At 68.7% G+C, this 25476-nt stretch carries 26 protein-coding genes and 1 pseudogene; 11 read left to right on the forward strand and 16 right to left on the reverse strand.

Annotated elements, in window-relative coordinates:
* Positions 1-21 precede the first annotated feature (21 nt).
* The 5 genes from DNK56_RS26250 (at position 22) to DNK56_RS26270 (ending at position 3335) form a co-directional block, all read left to right on the forward strand.
* Positions 22-510 carry a LuxR C-terminal-related transcriptional regulator gene (locus DNK56_RS26250; protein WP_111338291.1) on the forward strand — a complete coding sequence of 163 codons (489 nt, stop codon included), beginning with the start codon at positions 22-24 and terminating at the stop codon, positions 508-510.
* Positions 507-1142 carry a hypothetical protein gene (locus DNK56_RS26255; RefSeq protein ID WP_342211045.1) on the forward strand — a complete coding sequence of 212 codons (636 nt, stop codon included), beginning with the start codon at positions 507-509 and terminating at the stop codon, positions 1140-1142. Before DNK56_RS26250 ends, DNK56_RS26255 begins: the two co-directional genes overlap by 4 nt.
* A 91-nt stretch (positions 1143-1233) precedes the next feature.
* Positions 1234-1701 (forward strand): hypothetical protein, encoded by a 468-nt coding sequence (locus tag DNK56_RS26260; protein ID WP_111338293.1) that lies wholly within the window; start codon positions 1234-1236, stop codon positions 1699-1701.
* A gap of 411 nt (positions 1702-2112) precedes the next feature.
* Positions 2113-2421 carry a transposase gene (locus DNK56_RS26265; RefSeq protein WP_158558473.1) on the forward strand — a complete coding sequence of 103 codons (309 nt, stop codon included), beginning with the start codon at positions 2113-2115 and terminating at the stop codon, positions 2419-2421.
* Positions 2418-3335 (forward strand): IS3 family transposase, encoded by a 918-nt coding sequence (locus tag DNK56_RS26270; RefSeq protein ID WP_158558472.1) that lies wholly within the window; start codon positions 2418-2420, stop codon positions 3333-3335. Before DNK56_RS26265 ends, DNK56_RS26270 begins: the two co-directional genes overlap by 4 nt.
* 28 nt (positions 3336-3363) lie before the next feature.
* On the opposite strand, the gene DNK56_RS26275 is transcribed toward DNK56_RS26270, so the two are convergent.
* On the reverse strand, positions 3364-4494 hold the full coding sequence (locus DNK56_RS26275; RefSeq protein ID WP_241990206.1) for an ATP-binding protein: 1131 nt from the start codon (positions 4492-4494) through the stop codon (positions 3364-3366).
* A 196-nt stretch (positions 4495-4690) separates the two neighbouring features.
* Positions 4691-4858: pseudogene (locus DNK56_RS36225) on the reverse strand (hypothetical protein); the annotation flags it as partial.
* 119 nt (positions 4859-4977) lie between these two features.
* Here DNK56_RS36225 and DNK56_RS26280 point away from each other — a divergent pair.
* The gene (locus DNK56_RS26280; protein WP_111338296.1) at positions 4978-5175 is read left to right on the forward strand and encodes a hypothetical protein; all 198 of its coding nucleotides are present in this window, start codon (positions 4978-4980) and stop codon (positions 5173-5175) included.
* Positions 5176-5245: 70 nt separating this feature from the next.
* Here DNK56_RS26280 and DNK56_RS35095 read toward each other — a convergent pair whose 3' ends face one another.
* The 10 genes from DNK56_RS35095 to DNK56_RS26325 form a co-directional block, all read right to left on the reverse strand.
* The gene (locus DNK56_RS35095) at positions 5246-5410 is read right to left on the reverse strand and encodes a hypothetical protein (protein WP_158558471.1); all 165 of its coding nucleotides are present in this window, start codon (positions 5408-5410) and stop codon (positions 5246-5248) included.
* A gap of 221 nt (positions 5411-5631) precedes the next feature.
* A complete protein-coding gene (locus DNK56_RS26285; protein WP_241990086.1) occupies positions 5632-6765 on the reverse strand; it encodes an IS630 family transposase in 1134 nt (377 codons plus the stop codon).
* A 36-nt stretch (positions 6766-6801) separates the two neighbouring features.
* Positions 6802-7134 (reverse strand): glyoxalase superfamily protein, encoded by a 333-nt coding sequence (locus DNK56_RS26290; protein WP_111338298.1) that lies wholly within the window; start codon positions 7132-7134, stop codon positions 6802-6804.
* A 367-nt stretch (positions 7135-7501) separates the two neighbouring features.
* A complete protein-coding gene (locus DNK56_RS26295; RefSeq protein WP_111338299.1) occupies positions 7502-8659 on the reverse strand; it encodes a DegT/DnrJ/EryC1/StrS family aminotransferase in 1158 nt (385 codons plus the stop codon).
* Entirely contained in the window at positions 8656-9714 is a 1059-nt protein-coding gene (locus DNK56_RS26300) for an NAD-dependent epimerase/dehydratase family protein (RefSeq protein WP_111338300.1), read from the reverse strand. Before DNK56_RS26300 ends, DNK56_RS26295 begins: the two co-directional genes overlap by 4 nt.
* 29 nt (positions 9715-9743) lie before the next feature.
* The gene (locus tag DNK56_RS26305) at positions 9744-11126 is read right to left on the reverse strand and encodes a hypothetical protein (RefSeq protein WP_111338301.1); all 1383 of its coding nucleotides are present in this window, start codon (positions 11124-11126) and stop codon (positions 9744-9746) included.
* 21 nt (positions 11127-11147) lie between these two features.
* A complete protein-coding gene (locus tag DNK56_RS26310; protein ID WP_111338302.1) occupies positions 11148-11822 on the reverse strand; it encodes a hypothetical protein in 675 nt (224 codons plus the stop codon).
* A 97-nt stretch (positions 11823-11919) separates the two neighbouring features.
* Positions 11920-12924, reverse strand: coding sequence for a Gfo/Idh/MocA family protein (locus tag DNK56_RS26315; protein WP_111338303.1), 1005 nt, complete (start codon positions 12922-12924; stop codon positions 11920-11922).
* 29 nt (positions 12925-12953) lie between these two features.
* Positions 12954-14027, reverse strand: a complete 1074-nt coding sequence (locus DNK56_RS26320; RefSeq protein WP_111338304.1) for an NAD-dependent epimerase/dehydratase family protein — start codon at positions 14025-14027, stop codon at positions 12954-12956.
* Between the two features lie 28 nt (positions 14028-14055).
* Positions 14056-14973, reverse strand: coding sequence for a class I SAM-dependent methyltransferase (locus DNK56_RS26325; RefSeq protein ID WP_199563621.1), 918 nt, complete (start codon positions 14971-14973; stop codon positions 14056-14058).
* Positions 14974-15369: 396 nt separating this feature from the next.
* Between DNK56_RS26325 and DNK56_RS26330 the strand changes: the two genes are divergently transcribed.
* Positions 15370-16542, forward strand: a complete 1173-nt coding sequence (locus tag DNK56_RS26330) for an XRE family transcriptional regulator (protein ID WP_241990087.1) — start codon at positions 15370-15372, stop codon at positions 16540-16542.
* Between the two features lie 32 nt (positions 16543-16574).
* Here the strand turns inward: DNK56_RS26330 and DNK56_RS26335 are convergent, their stop codons facing one another.
* The 3 genes from DNK56_RS26335 to DNK56_RS26350 all read right to left on the reverse strand — a co-directional run bounded on the left by DNK56_RS26335 (position 16575) and on the right by DNK56_RS26350 (position 19874).
* Entirely contained in the window at positions 16575-17462 is an 888-nt protein-coding gene (locus DNK56_RS26335) for a glycosyltransferase family 2 protein (protein ID WP_111338307.1), read from the reverse strand.
* 613 nt (positions 17463-18075) lie between these two features.
* Positions 18076-19350 (reverse strand): MAB_1171c family putative transporter, encoded by a 1275-nt coding sequence (locus DNK56_RS35555; protein ID WP_199563620.1) that lies wholly within the window; start codon positions 19348-19350, stop codon positions 18076-18078.
* On the reverse strand, positions 19347-19874 hold the full coding sequence (locus DNK56_RS26350) for a regulator component (RefSeq protein WP_199563619.1): 528 nt from the start codon (positions 19872-19874) through the stop codon (positions 19347-19349). The genes DNK56_RS35555 and DNK56_RS26350 overlap by 4 nt, the downstream gene beginning before the upstream one ends.
* 127 nt (positions 19875-20001) lie before the next feature.
* Between DNK56_RS26350 and DNK56_RS26355 the strand changes: the two genes are divergently transcribed.
* The 3 genes from DNK56_RS26355 (at position 20002) to DNK56_RS26365 (ending at position 24284) form a co-directional block, all read left to right on the forward strand.
* Positions 20002-21165: an IS4 family transposase gene (locus DNK56_RS26355; protein ID WP_111329449.1), complete on the forward strand. Its 1164-nt coding sequence runs from the start codon at positions 20002-20004 to the stop codon at positions 21163-21165.
* Between the two features lie 823 nt (positions 21166-21988).
* A complete protein-coding gene (locus DNK56_RS26360) occupies positions 21989-23365 on the forward strand; it encodes an IS1380 family transposase (RefSeq protein WP_111329981.1) in 1377 nt (458 codons plus the stop codon).
* Between the two features lie 214 nt (positions 23366-23579).
* A complete protein-coding gene (locus DNK56_RS26365) occupies positions 23580-24284 on the forward strand; it encodes a helix-turn-helix domain-containing protein (protein WP_241990088.1) in 705 nt (234 codons plus the stop codon).
* Positions 24285-24289: 5 nt separating this feature from the next.
* Here DNK56_RS26365 and DNK56_RS26370 read toward each other — a convergent pair whose 3' ends face one another.
* Positions 24290-24733, reverse strand: coding sequence for a helix-turn-helix domain-containing protein (locus tag DNK56_RS26370; protein ID WP_111338309.1), 444 nt, complete (start codon positions 24731-24733; stop codon positions 24290-24292).
* Positions 24734-25145: 412 nt separating this feature from the next.
* Between DNK56_RS26370 and DNK56_RS26375 the strand changes: the two genes are divergently transcribed.
* Positions 25146-25475: a transcriptional regulator gene (locus tag DNK56_RS26375; RefSeq protein ID WP_111338310.1), complete on the forward strand. Its 330-nt coding sequence runs from the start codon at positions 25146-25148 to the stop codon at positions 25473-25475.
* Position 25476 lies beyond the last annotated feature (1 nt).

Below are 25476 nucleotides of genomic sequence, written 5' to 3' on the forward strand. Positions count from 1 at the left end.
TCAACGGAGAATGAGGATCCCGTGACCCCGCTCGTGACCACCAGCGCACCGATCACACCGCTGAGCCCAACCTTACGGCGAGTCGTCCATCACCTCATGGCGGGGCTCACCACCCCCCAGATAGCCGTGGAGCAGGGCATAGCGCTCGAAACGGTGCGTGGGTACGTGCGCGACATCAGAGCGCGTCTCCACTGTCCGCGGCGCAGCAAGACCTGGGTGATCGTTCACTTCGCCCTGGTGTCGGCTCAGGCCGAACCGCCCGCGACGGATCGGCCCGCGCCGTCACTCGACGCAAAGCAGACGTTGCTACTGCGGGCAGTGGCGGAGCACAGCACCACCCGCGACATCAGTCGTGCCGCCCGGATCGCCCCCGACGACCTGCGCAGCGCACTCGACGGGCTGCACGCCGCGACATCCACCAAGGACGTCACCCAACTCGTCGTCCGGGCCCATGCCTGGGGCTTACTGCCGAGTCGGCGAATCGACGTGAAAGGTACGAGCGAACAGTGAAGACCTTCCCGCCGGCCGCCGGGACGTCCCGGCTGGACCGACCACGCAACCCTCTTCCCCCGTACGAGATGCGGCCCCTGCGCACCGACGCCGAGCGAGCCGAGGCTGCCGCCCTCGTCCAGGACCATCAACGCTGGCTCGCCCTGAGTGGCCTCGCAATACCCGCTGACATAAGCGCTTCCACTCTCTCCAAGGCCCCGGCGACGCCAGCGGTCGGCCTGTTCGAGAACGGACTGCTGCTGGCCTGCATGACCGCGCAGCGCGTACCCGATCTCGCCTGGGGCGGCGGCCCGTGTCTCTTCCTGGGCCACGTCCACATCCTGCCCGACCGACTCGACGACACTGCCCGGTTGATCACACTCTGGGGTTCCGACGCCGCAGCCCGAGAGGATCTCCCGCTCGTACGAACGGAGATGCCGGCCCGCGGCGCCCTTGCCGCAGAACCCCTTGCCAGTCGCTTGCGCCGGCTCATCGACCTGGGCTGGGACCTACGGGGACCGGGCCCCGGCCGGAACGGCGACCGAGTGGCCCGCCTCGAACTCGTCGCCGAGCAGCGTTCCGGGCTCAGCGCGCTGATCGGTGACGACGTCCGCATGACGTTCGCAAGCCCGCCTGACCGCACTGATGCATGACGACCGGCGAACTCACCCTTCTTCAGCGAATCGGAAGCGCCACCCAACGCCGTCCCTCGCGCCTGCTCCACCGAGACTCCGGAGGCACCTCATGACCCAGCGGACGACTTCCATCATCACCCCCCTGACCCCTACCGAGCGCAAGGTGTTGGAGGAGATGTCCCTCGGCCGCGTGCCAGCGGCCGGCGCTGCGAACCTGAACATGACGCCACGTACGTTCGGCCGACACTCCACGCTGATCGGCCACAAGTTGCAGGTTAAGAAGCCCTCGCTCAAGGTGCAGATGGGCTTCGTGACCGGCGAACTTCCCCGGCCCGCACCTCTGCCGACGCCTGAGCCGTTCACTGAGAAGGAACTACTGCTGTGGCAGGCCCATGCCCTGCACCACACGGTGGCCGCGATCGCCCGACACACCGGGATCGACCAGTTCGACCTGCCGGGCTACACCGCCCACCTCATCGCAAAGGCAGAGGCTGACAACGAAGCGCACCTGATCCGCCTCGGTCACGCCTACGGAATCCTCACCACCGACGATGTACCCGAACCGTCGCCGACGTGATCCAGAACCCCGCTATGACCCACCACCCACACCACCTCTCCGAAAGGGAAGGCGATCGAGTGCCGGGCCTGGGTCCTGTCCGCGAACGCTTCCTCGACAGCAGCCACGAAGTCCTTGTTGCACCATCCGGGCCACCACGACTGCGACTCGTCCACCACCTCCTGGACGGCGGCTCTCTCAGCGTCCGCGTACCAGCCGCCCCTGGGCGGGTTTGTCGGGTCGGCGCCGTGGGGCGGGGCTACGGGGCATGGCGCTGATGTCGGTGGGCTCAGTGGGAGGCGGGGACTGTTCGTGCGCGGTGATGATCTTGCTGGTTTATTCCGTACCCAGCAGGATCATCACTGAGGTTCCCCCGGGATGCGGAAGGTGCTGACAGCGGGTCGGATGGGACTCATGAGAGGAACCCAGACGATGCCTGCTCCGAGAAAGTACCCGCTGGAGTTGCGTGAGCGTGCGGTACGGATGTACCGCACCGCCGAGCCGAAGCCGCAGATCAAGAAGCTGGCCGTCGACCTCGGCGTCCATCCCGAGGCTCTGCGCGGCTGGATCCGCCAGGCCGAGGCGGACGCCGGCGAGCGCGACGACCGGCCCACCACCGCCGAGCGCGAGGAACTCGCGGCCCTGCGCAAGGAGAACGCCCAGCTCAAGCGGGCGAACGAGATCCTGCGGACCGCCTCGGCTTTTTTCGCCGCGCAGCTCGACCCGACCCGGCCCAGGTGACGGCGCTCTTCACCGAGCACCCGCACCTGGAGGTCGAGCCCACCCTCCGGGAACTGCACATCGCCTCCTCCACCTACTACCGCTGGCGCCAGGCCGAGACCGAGCCGTGCGAACGGCTCCGCCGGGACGCCGAGCTGACCGAGCAGATCAAGGAGATCCATACCGAGTCCGGCGGGATCTACGGCTCCCCACGCGTGCACGCCGTCCTCAAACGCGAGGGCGTCCACGTCGGCCGCAAGCGCGTCGAGCGACTGATGCGCGAGGCCGACCTCGCCGGGATCAGCCCGCGCCGCACGGGCTTCACGCGCCGGGACCCGAAGGCCACCCCGGCCCCGGACCTGGTGATGCGCGACTTCACCGCCCCCGTGCCGAACCGGTTGTGGGTCACCGACCTGACGATGATCCCGACCGGTGAGGGGCCGCTGTGGCTCTCCGCGATCCGCGACGCGTTCTCCCGCCGGGTGGTCGCCTGGGAGACCTCCGCCCGCGCGGACGCCGACCTGGTCCTGACCTCGCTGGAATACGCCCTCGCCTCGCGGGAGGTCGAACCCGGCCGGCTGATCCATCACGCCGACCACGGCTGCCAATACACGTCCGTGAAGCTCACGACACGCCTGGTCAGAGCGGGGATCGAGGCGTCCATGGGATCGGTCGGCGACAGTTACGACAACGCTCTCGCCGAGAATCTCTGGATGGTCATCAAGACCGAATGCGTCCGCGGCCGCGTCTTCGCCACCAGGGCCGAGGCCAACCTCGCGCTCTTCGAGTACATCGACGGCTTCTACAACCCCCGCCGCATCCAGAAACGCCTCGGCTACCTCAGCCCCATCGAGTTCGAGGAGAAGCACTACGCCGACCAGGCAGCGGCCGAACCGGTGAACCTGAAACCCAGTCAACCCGCCCTGACCAGCTAGTCAGCACCTCCCGCACAGCGGGGGAACCTCACTCGGGGTCGCCGTGGTCGGCTGCGCGTTGGAAGAGGTGGTGGCTCCATTGCAGGCGATATCGGTCTTTGGCTGCTTTGGCGAGGTTGTTCAGGTCGCCGGGGTGAGTGAGGTGGGTGTGTGCGGCATGCCAGAAGGATGCGGGTGGGCACAGGTGGCCGCGGATGGTGCGGCCGTGTTGTTCGAGGTAGTCGGCGAGCCGGAACACCGGGCCTGCGGGGGTGGGCGGTGTGGTGCCGGCGTCGGTGGTGGGGGTGGGTGGGCGCCGTGTGGGCCGGGGCGTGGTGCGGCGCAGGGGTGCTTGCTTGCCGTGGACTTTTTCGGCGAGTTCGGCGTAGGCCTGTTCGGCCCAGTCGTCGGCGAGCTGGTCGTAGTCGTGGTCGCTGAGGTAGTCGAGGGCGGCGTCGGTCAGGAAGGACTGGGGGATGTGGAGTCCTGTGCCGAGCCGGCGGGCGTCCATCGCCGCTTCCAGGAGCGCGCGGGCGGCGGCCTGGCGGGGCTGTTCGTAGCGGCGCAGGAGCTCGGGGGCTCCGGCCAGGTCCTGGGTGATCCGGCCGCCGTTCCGGTTTCGGGTGAGGGCATCGGCCAGCAGGCTGTCGCCCTGCTCGGCAAGGGCTGTCGCGGTGGCCAGGGCCGCGGCATCGAACGTGTCGGGGACGCTCACGGTGTGTCCGGCCATCAGTTCCCGCACCAGACTGTACGGATCGTCCTGGCCCGGTGTGGGCGGGGCAGTGTAGTCGTATGCGTACTCGGGCCACAGCGTGCCCAGGACCAGGACCGGGCCGCGATCCTCGTCGAGCAGCAGCTGGCGCACCGCCGCCGCGATCCGCTCGCCGAACTTCCGGTCGCCGAGGTAGTGCTGTGCCTCGTTCAGCCATACCACCGTCTGCGGACCGACCCGGTGCAGGTCCTCAAGGGCGGCTTCGGCGCGGGTCGGATCGAAGGGATGCCAAAGCCGCCAGCCCTTCTCGGCGAGCGGCTGCACGGCCTCCCAGCACGCCCGGGTCTTCCCCGTCGACGAGGTCCCCACCAGGACCACAATTCCACTGCGGCCTGCTGCCGCCGCCGTGACCGTGTTGGCCAGCACCTGGTCGTGCTCGCGCCGCGCATACCCCGACAGCGCGCGCACCGTCGGTGCCCGTCGGGCTCTTGCCGGGTCCGGCTGGGTGGACTTCCAGTTCGTGCGGATCCCACTGCCCGATCGGCCGGCCCGGCCCGGACATGTCGGCGGAGGCGGTGCCTGTCTCCCCGGCCGCGATCCGCCGCAACTCCAGCAGCTCCTCTTCCGACAACTTCAGCACGTTGGCCAGCACGGTCACTGTGTTCACCGACGGCACCCCTTGATTGGGGGAGAGTGCGTTCGACACCGTCGTACGCCCCAGTTCCGCTCTCCTGGAAAGTTGCGTCTTATCCAGGCGGGCGCGGGCGCGTCCCCTTTCCAGCCTTGAGCACAGCTCGGACAGCGCACGTCGACGGTCCGGATCATCGAGCATGTGACGGTCTCCAAGTGATGCGTGTGCCCGTGTTCATCTTCGTTCAGGTGAACCATGGCGCACAGCGGTTCTGCGAACTTCGCCCCTGTCAACACCCCACTGTGTCCAGGGAGTCTGTCATGACCGTCGCTGTTGTCCTTCTCACCATCGCTGTCGTCCTCCTTGTCGCTCTGCTGTCCGCTCTCGGCGCAGGCACGCTCGCCCGGATCGACGGCGCTAGCTGGCCAACAGCCTGCACCCGGGCTGCCGGCACCTTCGCCGCCGTCCTCGCCCTCGCCGCCGCCATCACCGCAGCCCTCTCCCCCCTCTTCACCTGACGGCCAGCACTCCCACGTCTCCGAAGGCCGATCATTTGCGGCCGGTGGCGATCCTGCCGGCTTTACTTGGTCACGCGGCGAGGGAGAGGTCGAGGCGGGCAAGGCGGCTGGCACGGATACGGTCGAGCGAGTGGCCTTTCCACCAGGCATCGAGGCGGATGAGGGTGAGCGCAGCGGCGGAGAAGACGCGTTCCACGGGGGTCTTCTGGAGGACGAGGCAGCGGGCACGTCTCATGCCGGTGACCGCGACGGCCTGGTGGATGGTTCCCTCGACGCCCGCGCGGGTTGCGTACTTGGCTCGCTACTGGTCGTCGGACTGCTGGAGGCGGGCATGGTCGAGGACTTCTTGCACCTCGCGTGGTGCAGGGAGAGGGTCCGACCGCCGATCTTCGAGCGGGGGCACTTGTCTCGCACCGGGCGGGGGCGACATCGCGCCGAGACCGATCTAGTGCCGCATCAGGCAACGTTCGCCCTGTCAACCACGGCTCGTAGCCGTTGATCGTCGGCGTGGCGGTTTCGCCAGATGATGTAGCGACGGATCATGCTGCCCTGCTCCTTGTGGCTGGCGTGGTCGGTGCCGTCGAGGGTGAAATAGCGCAGGGCGGTGAACTGGGCCTCGATGCGGTTCAGCCAGGAGCTGTTCGTAGGCGTGTAGGCGAACTCGACGTTGTTGGCCGCGGCCCAGTCGCCGACCCGGCTGTCCCTCTTCGTGGTCAGGTGCGGGGAGAAGTTGTCGAGCACGATCGCGATGCGGATCTTGGGCGGGTAGAGGCTGCGCAGGTAGCGGCAGAACTCCAGGAACCTCGTCCGGTTCTTCTTCGGTTTGATGTGGCCGTAGAGCTTGTCCTTGCCGAGGTCGTAGGCGGCGAAGAGGTGCCGGACCCCGTGCGGGCGGGTGTAGGTCGCCCGTCGGCGGGGCCTGGGCTCCCGGCCGGGGTCCTTGTGCCGTCCTCCGCGCTCGGCCCACTGTCGGCCGGGGTGGGGCTGGAGGTTGAGCGGTCCGAACTCGTCCAGGCATAAGACGACTTCGGGTTCGCCCTCCTCGGGTATGACCTCGCCGTCGGCGATCGCGTAGAGGTGCTCGACGCGGGCCTTCTTGGCGGCGTAGTCGGGATCGCGGGAGGTCTTCCAGGTCTTTATGCGTTGAAACGACACGCCCTCCTCGCGGAGCAGGACCCGAAGGCCCTCGTGGCTGATGTCGTCGACCACCCCCTCGGCGACCAGGAAGTCGGCCAGCTTGGCCAGGCTCCAGGTCGAGAACGGCAGACCGTGCTCGGTCGGCCTGGACTTGGCGATCTTCTTGATCTCACGCCGCTCGGGCAGGGTGAATGTCCTGGGCCGACCGCCTTTGTACTTCGGGTAGAGGGAGTCGAAGCCGTCGGCGTTGAAGTTGTGGATCACATCCCGGACCCGGTCCACGCTGGTGAACGTCACCTCGGCGATCTTCGCCACGGGCATGCCCTGCGCGGACAGCAGCACCATCTGTGCCCGCCGCCACGTCACCACCGACCCGCTGCCCCGGCGGATGATCCGCAGCAGGCGCTGCCCCTCGTCGTCATCGATCTCGCGGACGCGTACTCGCTCAGCCACCAGCACAGCTTCCCTGCCGCGCGCTGCCGGCGAGTGTCATTCCGTCGGTGTGCCGATTCGAAGCCGGTTGCCGTCAGGGTCGCGCAGCTCAATCTCACGCGCCCACGGAGCATCCTTCGCCTGCACACCGAACTCGGAGGCGATGGCCTCGACATCACGAATGCGGAGGTAGACCAACGTGTCGGGACGGGCGTCACCCTCGTGCTCCGACAAGAACAACCGCACCCCGCCCCGAGCGACCTCGACGAACGCGGGAAGTTCCGGTTCGAAGCGGTGTTCCCACTGCTTGGCGAAACCCAGTCGCTCATACCAAGCGACCGCCGCCGCAGCGTCCTCGACGCGAAGAATGGGGATGACTTCCTCGTCCATGGAGTCATCGTCGCAGACCGCCCAGGGCGAACGTTGCCTGATGCGGCACTAGATCAGGGAGTCTTCGCGCGGAGGGTCCGCGACGGGGCCGGTCAGGTTGTAGGCGTAGGGAGTGCCGGGCCCCTTCGCCAGCGACGACGACGCGCCGGCCTTCGGGGCTTTCCGGGCAGGGGGGTCTTCTGGAAGGCGTGCGGGAAGACGCCGGGGGCTCGGTGTCCCTGCGGCGGTCTTCACGATGGACGAGGGCGTTGGTCGGCCGGAAGGCAGTGGAACGGTGCTCCGGCGGTGCGTGCCCGAAGCACCGCCGGAGTAGCCACGTTCCGTGGTGCTCCGGCGGTGCTCCCCGCGTACTGTGTGCGCCCGCCTGTCAGGCCCACAGCTCCCGGACGGCGTGGATGACGCGTTCGACGTCTCGGTCGGTCATCGCTGGGAAACAAGGCAGGGACAGCTGGCGGGTTCCGGCCTGCTCGGTGACCGGCAGCGGCCGGTGGGCCATGTCCCGGTAGGAGCCCAAGAGGTGGACAGGTTTGAAGTGGACGCTGGTGGAGATCTGGTGGCGCTCCAGCAATGTGTCCGCCACTCGGTTGCGGTCCAGGGGCGCTGCGGCGGGGTCGATGAGGACGGCGTAGAGGAACCAGCCGTGCTCGATGCCGGGCAGGACGGTGGGGGTCGACAGGCCGGGCAGACCGGTGAGGCCGCTGGTGTAGGCGGCAGCGATGTCGGCGCGGCGCCGGGTGAACTCTTCCAGCCGGTCGTACTGAACGCTGGCGAGGGCGGCGGTGAGGTCGGACATGACGTATTTCAAGCCAGGGACGGTGACCTCGTAGTCGGCGGTGTTGCGCTTGCCATGCCGCTGCCAGGCGGAGGAGTCGATGCCGTGCCGGCCCAGCAGCCGGGCCCTCTTCACCAGTTCGCCGCGGCCGACGAGCAGGCCGCCCTCGCCGGCGGCTGCGACCTTGTTGGCGTAGAAGCTGAACGTCGACAGATCGGCGGTGCTACCAACGGATAGCCCGTCGCGGCTGCCGTGGAGGGCATGGGCGGCGTCCTCGATCAGCAGCAGGCCGTGGCGGTCGGCAAGCTGGCGGAAAGCGCGCATGTCGCACATCTGGCCGCCGTAATGCATGACGGCGATGGCTCGGGTGAGCGGAGTGATCGCGGCCTCGACCGCCTCGGGGGTGACGCACAGGACGGTGGGGTCGACATCGACGAACACCGGACGGGCGCCGACGTGGCGGATGACGTTCGGGGCGGCGCAGAAGGTCAGGCTTGGGGTGATGACTTCGTCGTCGGCGCCGATGCCGGCGGCGAGGAAGGCGAGGTGGAGGGCGGCGGTGCAGGAGGTGACGGCGAAGGCGTCCTCGACGCCCAGGCGCTCGCGCGCTGCGTGCTCCAGGCGCGTGGCCTTGGGACCGTGGGTCAGCCAGCCGGAGCGGAGCGTGTCGACGACGTTGGCGATCTCGTCCTCGCCGATCAGAGGCCGGTTCCACGGCAGCGGGTCGGCCGCCGGTTCGAGGGTCTGGTTCATCGCGCGCTCCAGGAGGTGTTGGTGTAGTCGGCGTGCAGGCGGGTGCAGTCGGCGCTGCGCAGCGCGCCGACGCGGCCCTGGGCTAGGGAGTTCTTCAGTCCGGCGAGGTTGTCGTATTCGGGCAAGTTGGGGTCCTCAAGCTCCTTGGACCCCACGGCAGTGGCTACCTCGCGTACACCGTGGTCCAGGGGGGTGGGGCAGGCGCCGGGGAAGGTGGCGGCCAGGCGGGCGAAGCTGGTGCGGTAGTCGCGGGCGTCCGCTTCGTCGCGCTCGGGCCCGGCGTCGATGCGGGTTTCGGGAACGGTGCGCTCCACGGTGGCGGCGATCTGGGCGATGGTGTAGTTCTCCGCCTCGGCGCCGACGTTGAAGATCCGGTGTCCGGCCGGGGTGGCGAGGACCTGGGCGAGGACGTTGGCGACATCCTCGACGTGGACAAGGGGGCGGCGCTGGCCGCCGCCGTTGAGGGGGATACGCCCGGTGGCAACGGCCTGGGCGGTCATGCGGTTGGCGACGGAGTCCAGGCGCTGGCGGGGGGAGCGGCCGTGCACGGTGGCCAGTCGCAGGACGGTCAGTGCCCGGTCGGCCAGCAACCCGGTCAGGGCTCGTTCGGCCAGGACCTTGGTGCGGGCGTAGATGCCGAGCGGGTTAGGGGCGGTGTCCTCGTCGACGGTGCCCTCGTGACGGCCGTAGACGCTGCAGGAGGAGAAGAAGACGTAGTGCTGCACACCAGCCGCGCAGGCCGCCTCGGCGGCTAGGACAGGTGAGGCGTAGTTGAGCTCGACGGCCAGGACCTCGTCGAGGGCGCAGGCGGGCTCGCCGACCAGGCCGCCGAGGTGAACGACGGCATCGGCGCCGGTGGCCGCCAGGCGCAGCGCGTCGCCGTCGCGCAGATCGGCGTGGACGAAGGTGCTTGCGGCCGGGAGGAGGCGGGCCGGGTCGTCGCCGCGGCTGTAGATCAGGCCGTCGACGACGGTGACGTGGTGTCCCCGTTCGGTCAGGTGACGGGCGGCGACGGTGCCCAGATAGCCGGCGCCACCGAGCAGGACGATACGCATGTAGGGCTCCTTGGAGAGATAGGGGACGGTCAGACAGCGGAGGTTGCGCCGACCAGGGCGGGGCTCGCGGACGGGCCGACCGGCCGCGGGGGCGGCGGATCGGGGAACGCCGCGCGGCCCAGGGCGGTGCCGCGCAGGTCAGCAAGGCGCGGGACGGGCAGGAGGTTGAGCTCTTCGGTGGGGTGCAGCAGCCCACGGTCACAGGTCTCGGCCACCCACGCCGCGCACGAGGCGCGGGGAAAGGCGAGGTTGAGGCCGATCTCGCCCTTGGGTAGTACCCCGTTGAAAGGGACGGCGATCTCGTGGCTGTTCCAGTACGCGTACACGGATGTCGCCTTGGCCTGCTCGAACACAGGGAAGAGCGCTGGGTAGCGGGGCAGTGTGCGCATCTCGCGGAAGACGAGCTGCCCGGCCAGGTACGGTGCCATGATGGTCAGGGTGTCGAAGTCGGCGCCGGCGTACCGGAAGGACACCGCGCCTGCGTCCCGGTCCGGGCCGAGCGCGGCGCAGGCGAACAGGTGCGGCAGGCGTCGGCGTACGTAGGTGTCGGCGCCCAGGGCGAGCGCGGGGTCGATCCGGTTTATCAGCTCGGTGAGTTGCGCGCGGTCGGGACTGAACAGGGCCAGGTCGAACAGGCGCCCCATCGTGGCGACGGCGGCGAACGCGAGTTCCTTGTAGAGATGGTTGTTCATCTCCCCTGCCAGCGCGAACGCCTTGGTCTCGGGGCTGGTGGAGTACAGCAGGAGGTACTCCGACAGAACCTCGAAGTACAGGTAGCCCAGGAACGGCATGCGCGGGACGGCCTGAGCCAGCTGGTGGAAGAACGCAGTTGTGGAGGTGGTGCGCTGACCGCAGGCGTCGGCGAGCAGCAGGTCCAGGAAGTCGGCCGCCTCGCGCACCTTGTCCACGGCGCTCTGCCGGAGGTGCTCGTCCTCGCCCTCGGCGAGGAATCCGCGGTGGGCCAGGTAGGTGTCCAGGTGAATGCCGCCGAGGCGCAGGTAGTCCAGGCCCTTGGCCGGCGCGGGTGCCTCGGGGTGGACCTCGAACACGAGGGTTCTAATGTCGGGTTTGGTCCGCAGCAGGTAGGAGCCGAGGTTGTGCGGGCGCAGGCCCTCGGCGGTGGTGGTCAGCGGGGCGCAGTACAGGGCGCCGACCAGGCAGCCGGCGGAGCCGTGGAGTTCGCCGGTGGCGCGGATGGCGTCCAGGTACGGGGTGGTGTGCATCAGGTGGACGGGCCGGCCGCTGGTGAGGGAGGCGAGCATCTGGTTGCCGGCGGGGGCCAGCAGGTGTCCGTTCGGGGTTCCGCGGTGAGCGGTGAACCAGTCGTCGGTGCTCTCGGCGAGCCCGGTCGGCCCAGGCAGGGCGGCGCGGGCGGAGTAGTCGGTGTGGACGGCGTCCCAGGCGGCGTGCACGAGGGTCGTCTCCCTTCTCTCTTAGCGGGCCAGGGTGGTCACGGCGTGGGTGAGCGCGTCGCGGTGTCCGACGCCGTGAAGGCGGGCGCGTTCGGAGTGGATGACCAGGCCGTGCGCGAACGGCAGCAGCCAGTCGGGGACCGTCACGCGCAGGTGGGTGAGGTCGGGCCACCAGCGCTTGAGCGGCAGGCGGTAGCGGTCCAGGCAGTCGGCGGCCTTGAGCAGGTCGGTCAGGTGCGGCGCCCGCTGGTAGGCAGTGCGCTGGGCGGGGCTGAAGGCGTCATAGGGCAGGTTGTGCGCGGCGATCGCTGCGGCCGCCTCCTCGCGCAGGGCCGCGGGAACGTCCTGGCCGAGAACGGCGAGAACATTCTCGGCGTTCTCGGTGAACCAGCCGGCCCCCCGGCAGCCGTGCCCGGGATCGGTCCGGTCGTCGTGGCGGCGGCAGTCGTGGATGGCAGCAGCGGTGCACAGCGCGGCGGTGTGCGGCCGGTCGAGGCCGTGGAAGCGGGCGAGGAGGAAGGCGAGGACGCCGGTGCGGGCGCAGTGGCTGATCCCGTGCAGGCCCTCGGCCTGCTCGCGGCGGGCAAACCATGCCGGGTCGGGGACCAGCACAGGGATGTCGCCAGCCACGAGCTGCGGGAGGTCGGCGGTCGGCGGAGGGCTCTCCGCGATCCAGTCAAGGGTGGCGGCGTCCATTCTCTGGCGATCTGGCAGCGTCCGGGCAACGGCCAAATCGCGCAGGGTAGACCCAGGTTGAGCGGGCACAGCAACTCTCCCTTCAGGAACGGAACTGTCAGGCGGGGGCGAGTTCGCGGGCGGCCACCGAGGTGGTACGGCCGCTGGCCGCAGCCGTCAGCAGCGCCTCGGTCGCGGTCACGGCGTGCGCGCCCTCGGCCAGAGACACCAGGCCGCGGCGGCCGGTCCCGAGCAGGGCGTCGCGCATCAGCCGGTGTTCGATGGTGAACGGGGGCTCCTGCTCGGGCAGCGTGATCAGGCGTGCCTCGCCGCCCTGGACGCCCGGGAAGGAGTCGGCCGGGGCTGAGGAGGCGGTGTTGGGGTGGTGGATGAGGGTGCCCGCGACGGTGTCGGCGGTCAGGACCCCGGCTGCGGTGTGGACCTGGACCTGACGGTGTTTGAACGGGGTGATCCAGTCGGCGTGGTGGTGGGCGAGGACCCCACCACGCAGGACCGTGGTGGCGGTGGCCGTGTCCTCGTTCGGGCCGGCCAGCGTGCGGGTGGCAGCGGTGACCGATTCGATCGGCGCCCCGGCGAGCCAGGAGACCAGGTCGACATCGTGGATTAGTAGGTCCAGGGCGACGCCGACGTCGAGGATTCGGCCGGAGTAGGGGCCCTGGCGCCGGGTTTCCAGCTGCCACAGCTCGCCGAAGTCTCCGCTGTGAAGAAGCCGGGCGAGTTCCGAGAGCGGTGCCTGGTGCCGTTCGGTGTGTCCAACGGCGGCGAAGGTCTCGGTGTGGGCAAAGGCGTCGTGGATGCGGCCGGCGGCCGCGCCGGTGGGCGCGAGCGGCTTCTCGATCAGCGCCGGCACGCCGGCCGACGCGAGGAGAAGGGCGTAGTGCTCGTGGGTCGCGCTCGGAGTGGCGATGACGCAGTAGTCCAGCTCCAGGCGCAGCATCTCCTCCACGTCGTTGTGCAGGGGGATGTCGGGGAAGGCGGTGTGCTTGGCGGGGTCGAGATCGCTGACGGCGACCAGGTCGATGCCGGGCAGGGCGGCCATGGTGCGGGCGTGAACGGTACCCGCCCAGCCCAGGCCCACCACACCGGCACGCAGCTTCGTCACGGGGCTCTCCTTCAGATCCGAGGGACAGGTCACCGGGGGGCGGGGGCGCTCCAGGCGGCGATGCGGCTGGTGCTGGTCTCGGTGCGCATCCAATCGGGGACGGCGTTGGGGGTGGTGCGCACCCAGTCGACATAGCCGTCGATGCCGTCCGCGACGCCGATGACCGGCTGCCAGTTCAGGACCGTGCGCATGCGGGTGGTGTCGGCGCAGGCGCCGAGCGGGTCCTGGGCGACACGGGGGGCGTCCACGATCTGGGCGCCGGGGAAGTGCCCGGCCACGTGCTCGGCGACCTCGCGGACAGCGGTCTGGGCGCCGGTGCCGAGGTTGAGGGTCTGCCCGGATGCCGCAGGCGCGGTGAGGCAGATGCGCAGAGCGTCAGCGACGTCGTCGCGGTGGATGAAGTCGCGGACCTGACGGCCGCCGTTGTTGAGCAGCAGTTGCTGGTTCAATGCGGCGTACATGGTGAACTGCGCCACCACCCACGAGGCGGCGCCCGGCTTCGGAACCTGGCCGGGCCCGTAGACGGAGAACGGTCGCAGGATCGTGTAGTCCCGCTCGGCCAAGTCCAGCAGGTGCCGGGTGTGTCCCTCGGCCCAGAGTTTGCTGTTGGCGTAGATGTTCAGGGGGTTGAGTGGCTGGTCCTCGGTGAAGTAGCCGGCCTGTTCGCCGCACGGAGCGTGAGGGTCGCCGTGGCCGTAGACCTGGGCGGTGGAGAGCAGGACGAAGCGGTGCACGTTGGGTGCGGCAGCCACCGCGCGCAGCAGGGTGTCGGTGCCCGTCAGGTTGGAGCGGACGGCCTTGTGCGGGTCGGTGGTGCAGCCGTGGACGGAGGAGTGGGCGGCAGCGTGGACGACGTAGTCGGCTTCGGCGACCATACGGCGTACCAGCGGCTCGTCGTTGATGTCGCCGACGGTCAGGTCCGGGTCGGTGGGGTCGGTGCCCAGCAGGGTCAGGGTCGTGGGCCCGTAGGCGCTCAGGTCGTCGAGGAGGGCCGGGCGCGCGCCGGCTCGGGTCAGGGTGGTGCGCAGCGCGGTGCCGATGAACCCGGCGCCGCCGGTGATCAGGACGCGGGCACCGGTCAGGTCGTTCGTCTGGGAAGGCACGGGGGTCTCCTCGTGGCGGTGGAGAGGGTCAGGAGCAGATGAAGTGGCCGGTGTACTTGGTCAGGGCGAAGTAGCCGGTCGCGTCGACGGCGGCTTGGACGTGGGCGTGCACGCGGTCTTCGAGCTCGGTGAAGAACGCCGGCGGCAGCCCTTCGCCTGGCTTGGAACCGGCGCAACAGTGGTTGCAGCTGCGGTAGAAGGCCATGAAGTGCTCGGCCTTGCCGAACTGGAGCTGGTCCTGCCAGTCCACGCGCTCGACGGACGTGAAGTGGCCGGCGAGCTGGTCGGCGCCGTTGCTCAGGGAAATCCGCGCTTTCGGTGTGGCCCGGAACAGCTGCTGGGTGGCGTTCATCTCGCGAAGCGCAGCGAAGTGGACGTTCCACATCTCGACCATGGAGTCGTTGCGGTCGGTGGCGAGCACGAACCGGCCCCCAGGGCGGAGGACCCGGTGTACCTCGGCGAAGCAGGCGTCCAGGTCGGTGAGGTAGTGCGCCATGTAGACGGCCATGACCCGGTCGAAGCTGTCGGTGGCGAAGGCACCCAGGTCGTCCGCGCTGCCCTCGACGAACTCGCACGGGGTGGTCACGCCATCCAGTCGCTGCCGGGCGGCCTCCAGGGCGGCTGGCGCGATGTCGAAGGCGGTGAGGTGGCCGGCGGCCAGGTAGGGGCGGATCCGGGCCAGCATCTCACCGTTGCCGCAGCCCAGGTCCAGCAGTTCCTCAGTACCGCGCAGGTCCAGGGCCCTGAGCAAGTGGTCGTGCAGGGCAATCGGATTGGTGCGGAACCGGTCGTGGGCCAGCTGCTTGGCGTCGAGCTTGCTGGTGTCGGTGAAGTATCTGTCGCGGGCGTCCTCGGCCCGCAGTTCGAAGTGTTGCTCGGGGATGATCTTCAGAGCCAGAGCGTCCAGTTCCGGGGTGCTGAAGTCCAGGGTCTCGGTGAACGACAAGACGGTGCTCCGATCGTGGCCGTCCGGGGCGTCGACGCCCGGTGGCAGATCCGCTGCCGCGACCTCGGGCTGACCTCACCCTGGCTTCCGCCCGGCCACGGGTGGAAGGCCGTTCGGCGGTGCTGTTGGGGTGCGGTGAGGAGCACTATCGGAGCACCGTTTGACGCTCTTCCGCGCCGAGGTCCGGGCCGCTAGCGTCGCCCGGATATCCACCCGCGCGTGGCTTTTGCAGGAGGAACAGTGAAGATCCACCGGTTAGTCATCGCACGTCAGGCACGAAACATGAACCGTCCTGATCTCGCCCGCGCACTGCGCAGACTGAGTGTCGAGCGCAAACGCCCTCTGGGAACCGCCCCATCCGGCGTCCTACGCTGGGAGGACGGCCGCGAGCCGGAGGTGGAGACGCAGAGACTGCTGGCCGAGCTGTTCGACATCGACCCGCACCTCGTCGACGCCCATCCCTGGCCCCTGTGGCTCGAGTTCGACCCGCTTCAGCAGTACAGCGACTTCCCCTGGACCCCGCACGGCGCGCTGGACGCGCTCAGAGACTCAGTCGGGAGCGACATGCATCGCCGGTCCTTCATCTTCGGTTCGTCGGCCCTGACTGCCGGCCTGTTCTCCTGGCTCACTGCCGACCCGGCAGCCGCAGGCGAGATCACCAGCGGCAAGCGCATCGGCGAGGCCGCCGTCACCCACATCGAGCGCAAGGTCCGCGCGCTGCGCCGCACCGACGACGAGGACGGTGGCGGCACCCTGATCCATGAGACTGCGGCGGCCAACGACATGGTCGCCGACCTGCTGACCCACCGCAGCTACTCCTTGGACCACGGCCGGCGCCTCTACGCCGCAGCGGCCGACCTGGAACGCATGCGCGCCTGGGCCATCTTCGACATCCACGGCACCTGCGACGACCGGATCTTCAAGTCCGCCCTGCACTCCGCGCACAGCGCCGACGACCAGGCCCTGGGAGCCCACATCCTCACCTTCTGGACCGCCGCCGCCTACAACTGCGATCGCCCCGTCGAGGCCGAGTCGATCGCCAGCGCGGCCCTGAGCACCGTACGCGGCAAGGCATCCCCGCGGGTGCAGGCCCTCGTCCACGCCCGCCGCGCCCGCGCCCGCTCGCACCTCGGGGACGAACGCTGCTGGTCCGACCTCGATCAGGCCGAGAGCCATCTCCACCGCGCGGAGCAGCACCCCGACGAGCACGAGCCCGAGTGGGCATACTGGATGGACCGCGCCGAACTCCAGGGCTCGCGCGCCTCCACCCAGCTTGCCATGGGGCGTCCGGGCGACGCGGAAGCCACCTTTGCAGCGGCCGCCCGCGCCTTCGACGGCGGCGCGGTGCGCACCCACGCTCTCTACCTCACCCGCATGGCCGGAGCGCAGTGGCTCCAGGGACATCACGAGCAGGCGTGCGGCACCGCGCACCAGGCCCTGGACCTCACCGACCAGATCAGTTCGCAGCGCACCGTCGGCCCTCTCCAGGACCTCGTCGCCACCATGGCCTCGCACAAGGCACTGCCTGCCGTACGGGACGTTCGCGAACGGGTCGCCGCTGTCCGCTGACGCACACCGCCCCCAGGGCGGCGCCGGGCAGGTCAGACGATCGGTGGGCGGCCGGCGCGCGTCAGTCGCCACACTGTGCGCCACGACATTGCCCGACGCTCTCCCGCGCCCCCGCGTAGTCCCTCGGCGAACCCCCGGAACCAAACCCCGAGGTTCCCCGAGGACCGGAACCGCCAGATGCTGATCACGGCCCAGGCAGTCAGGTAGACAGGGATGAGCGGAGCGGGCAGGCGGCGGCGCGCGACCCACACCCGGTTGCGGGCCACCATCCGGTAGAACGGCTTGTGCCGGGCGGGGTTCGTTGCTGGGTGGTGCACCTCGATGTCCCCGGCATACCAGCCGACCTTCCCGAGGTCCCACAGGCGCCACGAGAGGTCGATGCCCTCGTGGAAGAGGAAGAAGTGCCCAGGCCAGCCGCCCACCTTCTCGTAGTCCGTGCGGCGCACGAGGACGATGCCCTCAGCCATGACGGTGACGACTCCCGAGCGCCGGGCGTCGCCGGACCGGAGCCGTGGAACCCACCGTCCCAGCGTCATCCCGGTGGCGGGGTCGGCGATGCGGGGCTGGACGTAGGCGGCCTGCGGGTGCCGGTCGAACTCGGCGATCAGCCGAGTGACGGTGTCGGGGGCCGGCAGGACCGCGTCGTTGTCGAAGAACAGCACGAACTCGGCACCGTGCGCAGCCAGGGCGTCCGCTCCGACGTTACGACCTTCCGGAATACCGGTGTTCTCAGCAAGTGTGACGCCTTGCATTCCGTCGGGGATGTAGTCGGGTTCCACACCGTTCCCGACGATCACGACACGGAGGTCCACGTCCTCCTGGGCCAGGACAGAGGACATCGCCGTGCGGAACTCTTTGTCGCGATCGTTCATGGTGAGCACGACGACATCAACCGTGCGCTTGGGCGCTTCCCTGCTCACTGGACCTGTCCTTCGTTCACTGGGCCTGCGACGCCGTTTCCGCGAGGGCCCTCGTTGCTATCGAGGCGCACAAGGTGGTCTCGCAGCTTGTCCTGACTGCACGGCCCAGCGCAGCGTAGCGCCCAGAGCGCCTGCGGAAGAACTCGGCAGGTTGGCCACATGACGCGACTGCGAACTTCAGCTGAACGTGCCACTCGACGGTAATTCCCGAGGGGGAGGCCAGGCTCGTGGGGGTGCTTCGCTGGCCAGTCGCTTGGGGGTGATGGCCAGCCGCAGCTGCCGGTCCGCCGCGAGGACGTCGCGGGCTCCCAGGCTCGCCCTGCACGAGCGGGTCGAACTGTGTACGGGGGAGTTCACGAACGGCCGCGAGCGCCACGGCGTACGGCTCAGCACGTGCGGTATCTCGGCCGCGTCCTTCGGGAGCTGCCGTTGCCAGGTGCCGGCCTGCCCCTGGAGCCGGGGAAGACGCTCTGGTGCGGGCACGGCAAGGCGGCGGCTGCTCTGTCCGGCGATCGCGCCGCAGCCTGCGGAGTCAAGACCTCGGCCAGGGTGCCGCCGTGCTCACCGACGGCCCTCTTCCCGTTCGGTACGGACGCCGTCGGCAAGGGCGTGCTCACCTATTCGCCCGGCGCCTGCTGGACGAGAAGAGGACAGAGGGCGGCAGATTTTGGGAGTTCGACGCCATTGACCTCGGTCTCGGCAGCGAGGAACTGGTGGTTGAGGTCGCCGAAACCGTCCACTTCTGGGACTGGCTTGCATAGGCGTGCGCCACGTGGACAAGCCACTGCGCGTCGGCATCAAGGTCTCTGCGCGAGGTGGTCTGCGCCGGCGGGGCGATATCGGAGGCCAGCTGGCTGGCAGCGAGGTTGGCAAGCGCCGCCCTAACGACAGCCGCCTCGATTTGTGCCGATCCTTGCTCAGTTCTGGCGTCGAATATCTTCCGAGCTGCTTCTTGGGACTCTCGGGAGCGGTACGGTCTCAGTGCCAGAATCCCGTCGCTGATTTCAACAACGCGTCGCTGCAGGTGAAAGGCAGTGTCTGCTTCAGGCGGATTCTCGGTGAGTGGCCGAGCGGGTGACAGGACGATATGCGGCATCGCTTTTGCGAGATCGCGCCACAGGGGTGTGAGAGCTTCGAAGGACGCCTTTTCCCAGTGGCGGCGACGCATGTGGCGAATCGGGTAGATCACCGCGGGCAGGGTCAGACCGAGGCAGATCAGCGCTACGGCGAGTGCTGGAGACGTCACGCCGACTGCGCAGCGTACGGCGCTGAGTGAGGTGCACCTTTCGCCATCGCCATTGAGTTCGGCTCCCAGACCCAGATGGACCAATCGAACGGTCTTGTAACTGAGATGGATCAGCGCGACCCCGGAGCCCACCGCCGCAGTACGCAGGCCAACGCGCACAGTTGTCCGTCGCGTCGTCGTTGCCTGACGAAGTGCCTGGACCACGAAATTGATGTCCGTGGCTCCGACGACGGAGATGTAAAGAAGAGAGTAGAGGGCGTACACGTGTGCCGACTGGCCGGTTGCCTGCTCGTACACGAACAGGCAACCGATGCCGGCGAGGGCAATAGCCGTCCATTTAAGACGTGATCCGATGAGCTGTCTTGCTCTGGCCGGGCCCTGGTTGAGCTGGAGCGAAACAGCAAGGACTGCTGTGGTGGCTCCCAGCGATGCGCTGTCGCCGAGAATGCGGGTTCCGTGGGGCACGGCCGACTCAACGGTACGTTCCACCAGCGGCGCATATGTGGCCAGGAATACGGCGAAGGAGCTGAGGAGCGCACCCATGGCCCACGTGCCGGCAGGTCGCGGCTTTCTCCTGCCGAGTACCCAGAAGCAGCTGGCACCTGCGAGCAGGGTGGCCATGCCGAGGAAGAAGATGCTCACGGGCCGCTCTTGCGCCTTCTGAAGGGCTGGGCAAAGAGAGCGTCCCAGCGCTCCGGAGCCAGGCTGGGGTCAGGGGACGGGTCCTCTCGGTCCCGGTAGATGCGCCAGCGGATAACCGACGCCATCATCTCGGCCTCGCGCTCGTCGTCGGTCGAGTACCTGGTGCGGCCCGCCATGCGCATCATCAGTGCGGGGTTGAGCCCGATGATGCGGGCTGTCTTCTCATCGACTTCCAGATTCCCCGGATGATCGCAGTACACGTGGCACAGCTCATGCGTGAGGATGTGGCGCTGATGGTGCACGGAAGTTCCCTCCTCGTAGAAGAGGAGATCGGCGGACGGGGTCTCGATCCTCATGCCGCAGGGTGCGTCGACTGCGCCGAGTGTGGACAGCGGCCTGATCGATATCGGCTTGCCGCGGCGTTCGGCGATTGCGTCGCGCAACGCCCGGGTGGTGGCCGGGTAGGGAAGGTGGAGGCGGTCGACTTGGTCCTCGCACCACTGGCGCAGCCGCATCCCGGTCATGTGTGACGAGGGCATGGCACTCATTCCCCAACCCCCAACGTCGCTCGCTTAGTTCATGATCGCGTAGAGTCTCGGTCTTGTGCCGAGAGATCACATAGTTGGTGAGACGTACCCGGAGCGGGTCCGGATGGGGGTGCTGTCGCGTACGTTCACGCCCGAGCTGGTCGACTTCGTGGTCGATGAGGCGGGGGCGCGCGAGGAGCGGACCCGGTCGTTGCCGGCCCGGCTGATGGTGTATTTCGTCCTGACGATGTGGCTGTTCAGCGGTGACGGATACGGCCTGGTGCTGCGGGAGTTGGTGGAGCACTGGCCGCGCCGGGCGCGGGAGGTGTGGCGTCCGGCGCGCACGGGGTCTCTGACAACGGCGCGGGCCCGGCTGGGTGCGGGGCCGCTGCGACTGCTCTTCGACCGGGTCGCCGGTTGCACCGGCACTGCGGCCACGCCGGGGGCTTTCTGGCGCGGGCTGCGGCTGACCTCCATGGACGGCACACTGCTGGACGTTCCTGACAGCGAGGCGAACGCTGCCGCCTACACCCGTGCCTCCAACGGAAATCGGCCTGGACCGTACCCGCAGGTGAGGCTCCTCGCGCTGGTGGAGTGCGGCACGAAGGCGTTGATCGGTGCGGTCTTCGACTCCTTCGCCGTCGGCGAGCGCACCTTGGCCGCCCGCCTCCTGGTGCACCTGCGGGAAGGCATCCTGTTGATGGCCGACCGGGGCTTTCCAGCCTATGAGCTGTGGCGGGCAGCCGCGGTCACCGGGGCCGAACTCCTGTGGCGGGTCTCGGATTCCTTCACCCTGCGGCCGCATGAGGTTCTGGCCGACGGCACCTTCCTCACCCGCCTGAACGGGCCGCGCGGCGCCCGGATCACCGTGCGCGCCGTGGAGTACACCGTGGTCACCACCACGATCGGCGCGGACGGCGACAGTGAGGAGACCTCGGAGCTGTTCTGCCTGATCACCACGCTCCTGGACCCCGAGGCGGCACCCGCCGCAGAGCTGGCAGAGCTGTACACCGCCCGCTGGACCAGCGAGACGATCTTCAAGCACATCAAGATCGAACAGCGGGGAGGACGCACCGCGACCCTCCGGTCCAACAGTCCCGCCATGGTCGAGCAGGAACTGTGGGCCATGCTCTGCGTCTACCAGGCCGTACACGACCTGGCCGTGGACGCCGCCCACCACGCGAACCTCCCCGTCTCGCACATCAGCTTCAAGAACACCCTCGCCGCCGCCCGACGTTCCGTCGGCGCGGACTTTCCCCCCTCGGCAACTGGCCGCCAGGATCCGTGACATCCAGGCCGACCTGACCCGCGAGGCCGTCCGTCCCCGCCCCGGACGTGCCGCACCCCGCGCCACCAAACGCAGCACCACCGGATACCGCACCCTCAAACCGGACGAGCCCGCCACCACCAAGGTCACCCACACGATCAGCCTCTCGCTCTTCCCCGAAGAACGACGACCACGCAAGCCGCGGGCGAAGCCGAGACCCCTGCAACTCGCCCCGCAGGAAACGACGTCACCGACACTCAAAGACATGGCGACGGCCATCTAATAGAGCGACGTTGCCCCAACCCCTACATCCTGGCTTCGGGCTAGAGCCCGGCTCCCGTTTGTGAGTGGGCGTGACGAGAATGCCAAAGGGGAGCAGGAAGCCGCACTTCCGGGAACTCGCAGTTCCGATTACGGTGTGTGGTGCAGGGTGGGGCCTGTCGCGTGATTCTTGAATCGCCTTGGCCTGTCTCGATCTGGTGTGCGCACCCTGAAATATCGTGCGCAGCCGACTGGTCCCAGGCTGTTCATTTCTCTCCGCCTGGTTACGCTGAATGACTGATTCATGATCCACTGCCACCCTTGCGATGCCTGGTATGGCGTAAATCACAGGGCCGCTAGAGCTACTTTCGGACTATGGATCTCGTCGGGTCGGGTGAGGGTATGGGTGGCGACCGTGATTCGCTTCCGATGCTGCTACGAACGTGGCGGAGGCGCACTAGCCTCGGGCTTTCATGAGGTGGGCTGTCCGAAGCGTGATCGAAAACGTGAGAAGTGCTCCTGACCTGCAACGATGGGACTTGTCGAAGGTCCAGATCGTGCCGTGGAAAGAAGCACTTCTCAGGTGAAGAAGCGTATCGGGTCGTACCCGCGTATCCGCATCGAGGGCGGCGGCCGGGCGGTGGTCTCCCAGGCCGGGGGCGTGCTGCTGGTCGAGACGGTCCGCAAGGCCGGGCTGGACACCGCGATATCCGCGGCGCTGGCGCCGTGGCGGAAGGCTCGGGCGGTGCACGACCCGGGCAAGATCCTGCTGGACGTGGCCCTCGCGGTCGCGCTGGGCGGCGACTGCCTGGCCGATGCCGGGATGCTGCGGGCCGAGCCGGCCGTGTTCGGCCCGGTGGCCTCCGACCCGACCGTCTCCCGCCTCGTCGACACCCTGGCCGAGTCCGGCCCGAAGGCTCTGAACGCGATCCGGTCCGCGCGGGCCGAAGTACGCGAACGAATATGGAAGTTGGCGGGATCCTCGTCGCCGGACGCCTCCGGGCAGGTGATCGTCGACCTGGACGGGGTGCTGGTACTGGCCCACTCCGACAAGCAGGACGCGGCCGCGACCTGGAAGAAGACCTTCGGACATCACCCGCTGGTGGGCTTCGTCGACCACGGAAGCGGCGGCACCGGCGAGCCGGTGGCCGCGCTGCTGCGGCCCGGGAACGCGGGCAGCAACACCGCCGCCGACCACATCACCACGGCCCGACTCGCCCTGGCCCAACTGCCGAACAAGTACCGGCGCGGACGCCAGACGCTCATTCGTACCGACTCCGGCGGTGGCACCCACGAGTTCGTCGCCTGGCTCGCCCAGCGGGGCAGGTGGCTGTCGTACTCGGTCGGCATGACCATCACCGACGCCATCCACCAGGCCGTCCTCAAGATCCCGCCCGCCGCCTGGACAGTGGCCGTCGAACCGGAAGGTGAGATCCGTGACGGCGCCTGGGTCGCCGAACTCGACGGTGACGTCCTCAAGGGCTGGCCGCAGGGGATGCGGCTGATCGTCCGCAAGGAACGCCCGCACCCCGGCGCCCAGTTGCGCCTCACCGATGCCGACGGACTGCGGCTCACGGCGTTCGCGACCAACACCACCGGCGTTCCGATCGCCGCACTCGAACTCCGGCACCGCCAACGCGCGAGAGCCGAGGACCGCATCCGAAACGCCCGCGCCACCGGCCTGCGCAACCTGCCACTCCACGACGCCGCACAGAACCAGATCTGGCTGGAGATCGTCCAAATCGCCCTCGACCTGCTGGCCTGGATGCCCATGCTCGCCCTCACCGGGCAAACCCGCAGGTGGGAGCCCCGGCGGCTGAGGCTCCGACTGTTTTCCGCCGCCGCTCAGCTCGTCACCACCGCCCGCCGCCGACACCTGAGATTCGCAGGCCACTGGCCCTGGACCGACCTGATCACCGACGCCATCGCCCGACTCGAAGCTCTCCCGAACCCCGGCTGACCAGCACGTCCCCGCCCCTGCGAGCAGCACCACCCCGACCGGAGCCGTGGAACCCGGCGCCCACCCGACGCGACAGCCGGGCCATCAGCCTGCCCGCCACCCGCCCGAACAGCCGAAACGGCCCGCCGGAGGAACCGACGGACCGTCACGAAAGATCGAGGCTAGGGCCAGTGATATCCAGGGTCTGATGGTTGCCGGCCGGAGAGGTGAGTGCTTGACGCAGCGCGACGTGGCCCGCCTGGCGGGAGTGAGTGAGCGCTGGTACGGCGCCTTCGAGCGCGGCGTTGAAGCCGAGTATTCACCGGACTTCCTCGACCGGATCTCTTCTGTGCTCGGGTTAAGTCCTGCGGAGCGCCAAACCCTCTATCTGAAAGTGCTGGGTCGTCCGCCGGCCCCTGCTGGTTCAGTAGCAGCGGGAGCGGACCCGGAGAATGCGGGGTTTCTGCAGCAGTTCCTGGACAACCAAGGGCTGGCGCCTGCCTTCGCGACCGACCTTGCGTGGAATGTGATCGCCTACAACGAACCGTTGCTGCAATGGTTTCCGTGGGTTTCGGTCATGACGAATCAGATGCGGTGGATCTTTCTGGCGCCGGAGGCTCGCGAGCAGCTCGTTGCCTGGCGGCGGGACTGGGCGCGTCCGCTTCTCGGGCGGATTCGTTACGAGCGGGCTCATCACCCGGCGAACGAAGCGCTCGTCGGGCTTGAGCGGGACATTCTCGCGGGGTCGCCTGACGCGCGGGAGATGTGGGATCTGCACGAAGTGGCGGATCACTCCCACGGCCGTCTGCGGCGGCTCAAGTTGCCGTGCCATGACGGACGTGAGGTCGCCGTGCGTATTGCCGCGATGCGGCCGATGTCCGGAGAGCCCCTCTACGTGAACGTACTGCTGCCAGATCCCGGAGGCGCGGGCGTCATCTGATCGACTCACTCGTCGTCGAGCAGGTCCAGGGTGTCCGACTCCGGTACACCTTCCAGTCTCCGGGCCTGCTCGATCACTGTGCTCACCATGTTCAGGCTCGACGTACTGAGTCCGTCGGCGCGCAGGGCGACGCGAAGCACGTTCTGGTCGCGCATAGTGGCCACCAGTCGGATCTCCGCGCGTTGCCGCTCGGCCTCTTCCTCGTCGAAGAAGTAGCCAGGGGGTACTCCGAAGAACGCGGCCAGTGCCCGGATCGTCTGCATCTTCGGATTCCGGTTGGTTCCGCGTCGGAGCTGCTGGATGGCGCTCGCGGAGATGCTCACGCCGGTAGCCTCCCGGATGCCCTGCGACAGCTCGGCGTACGTGTACGGGCCGCGGCCTGCCGGGTGTACTTCCCGGACCAGGTGGTCGAGTAGCTCCGCGAAGCTGCGCTCTTCCTTCCCCGTCATCTCCCCTCCTTTATCGCCGGCCAGCTTATCCACTCCAGTGGGGATCGCATCTCGGATGCCGGTACTGCGGTTGACGCAGCTTCATCACTGGGGTGTACGTTTTCTGGCATCTTCATTCAGTTCAGTGTTGCATGCCTGGTCGGAGGGGTTGAAGGCCGTGGACTTGAACGGGCAGTCGCCATATGGTTCTGGTCCGATCGGGCTGCCAGACGCAGCACGGGCCAGGAGGGGAGGAAGCGCCATGTACGCGCACGGGCCGTGAAGTCGACCGGGGTGAAGTGAACCGGCGCCCAGGAGCTACCAACTCCCGAGCGCCGGGTCGGCACCCCGAAGGGGCCATTCACATCTCGCGGGCGGCGGGGCTTTTGCACGAGAACCGCCGCTCGCGCTCCTACGAACAACGGAGTATCGCATGCTCGCCACACCGAGCGGTATCCCCGCATGCCCGGACGTCAACCGCCACCGCCGCCTTGCGGATCAGCTCACCGACATGATCCCGGGCGCGTCCACGATCCGCGTCAGCCTCACCAACCCGCAGCGCGCCTGGCCCCACCCGCACGCGATCGTCAAGGACGCGGCGGGCCGGACCATGGAGGTGAGCAGGACGACCGCCCGAATCGCGGCGCGGTGGATTCTGCGGGTCTGGCCGGAGTCGGACTGGACCCACCCGCACACCCTTGACCTCGCCAACGCGGTCCTTACCCGCAGCGACCGGGTTCCCGCCGCCGACCGGGGCCGCTGAC

This window comes from Streptomyces sp. AC1-42W (assembly GCF_003248355.1).
GTDB lineage: Bacteria > Actinomycetota > Actinomycetes > Streptomycetales > Streptomycetaceae > Streptomyces.

What these genes read in the sequence shown, in the direction of transcription:
- DNK56_RS26260 (WP_111338293.1), top strand. Translation starts at nt 1,234, where the DNA reads ATGACCCAGCGGACGACTTCCATCATCACCCCCCTGACCCCTACCGAG.
- DNK56_RS26265 (WP_158558473.1), top strand. Translation starts at nt 2,113, where the DNA reads ATGCCTGCTCCGAGAAAGTACCCGCTGGAGTTGCGTGAGCGTGCGGTA.
- DNK56_RS26280 (WP_111338296.1), top strand. Translation starts at nt 4,978, where the DNA reads ATGACCGTCGCTGTTGTCCTTCTCACCATCGCTGTCGTCCTCCTTGTC.
- DNK56_RS35095 (WP_158558471.1), bottom strand. Translation starts at nt 5,410, where the DNA reads ATGAGACGTGCCCGCTGCCTCGTCCTCCAGAAGACCCCCGTGGAACGC.
- DNK56_RS26290 (WP_111338298.1), bottom strand. Translation starts at nt 7,134, where the DNA reads ATGGACGAGGAAGTCATCCCCATTCTTCGCGTCGAGGACGCTGCGGCG.
- DNK56_RS26295 (WP_111338299.1), bottom strand. Translation starts at nt 8,659, where the DNA reads ATGAACCAGACCCTCGAACCGGCGGCCGACCCGCTGCCGTGGAACCGG.
- DNK56_RS26300 (WP_111338300.1), bottom strand. Translation starts at nt 9,714, where the DNA reads ATGCGTATCGTCCTGCTCGGTGGCGCCGGCTATCTGGGCACCGTCGCC.
- DNK56_RS26310 (WP_111338302.1), bottom strand. Translation starts at nt 11,822, where the DNA reads ATGGACGCCGCCACCCTTGACTGGATCGCGGAGAGCCCTCCGCCGACC.
- DNK56_RS26350 (WP_199563619.1), bottom strand. Translation starts at nt 19,874, where the DNA reads ATGACCGGGATGCGGCTGCGCCAGTGGTGCGAGGACCAAGTCGACCGC.
- DNK56_RS26355 (WP_111329449.1), top strand. Translation starts at nt 20,002, where the DNA reads ATGGGGGTGCTGTCGCGTACGTTCACGCCCGAGCTGGTCGACTTCGTG.
- DNK56_RS26370 (WP_111338309.1), bottom strand. Translation starts at nt 24,733, where the DNA reads ATGACGGGGAAGGAAGAGCGCAGCTTCGCGGAGCTACTCGACCACCTG.
- DNK56_RS26375 (WP_111338310.1), top strand. Translation starts at nt 25,146, where the DNA reads ATGCTCGCCACACCGAGCGGTATCCCCGCATGCCCGGACGTCAACCGC.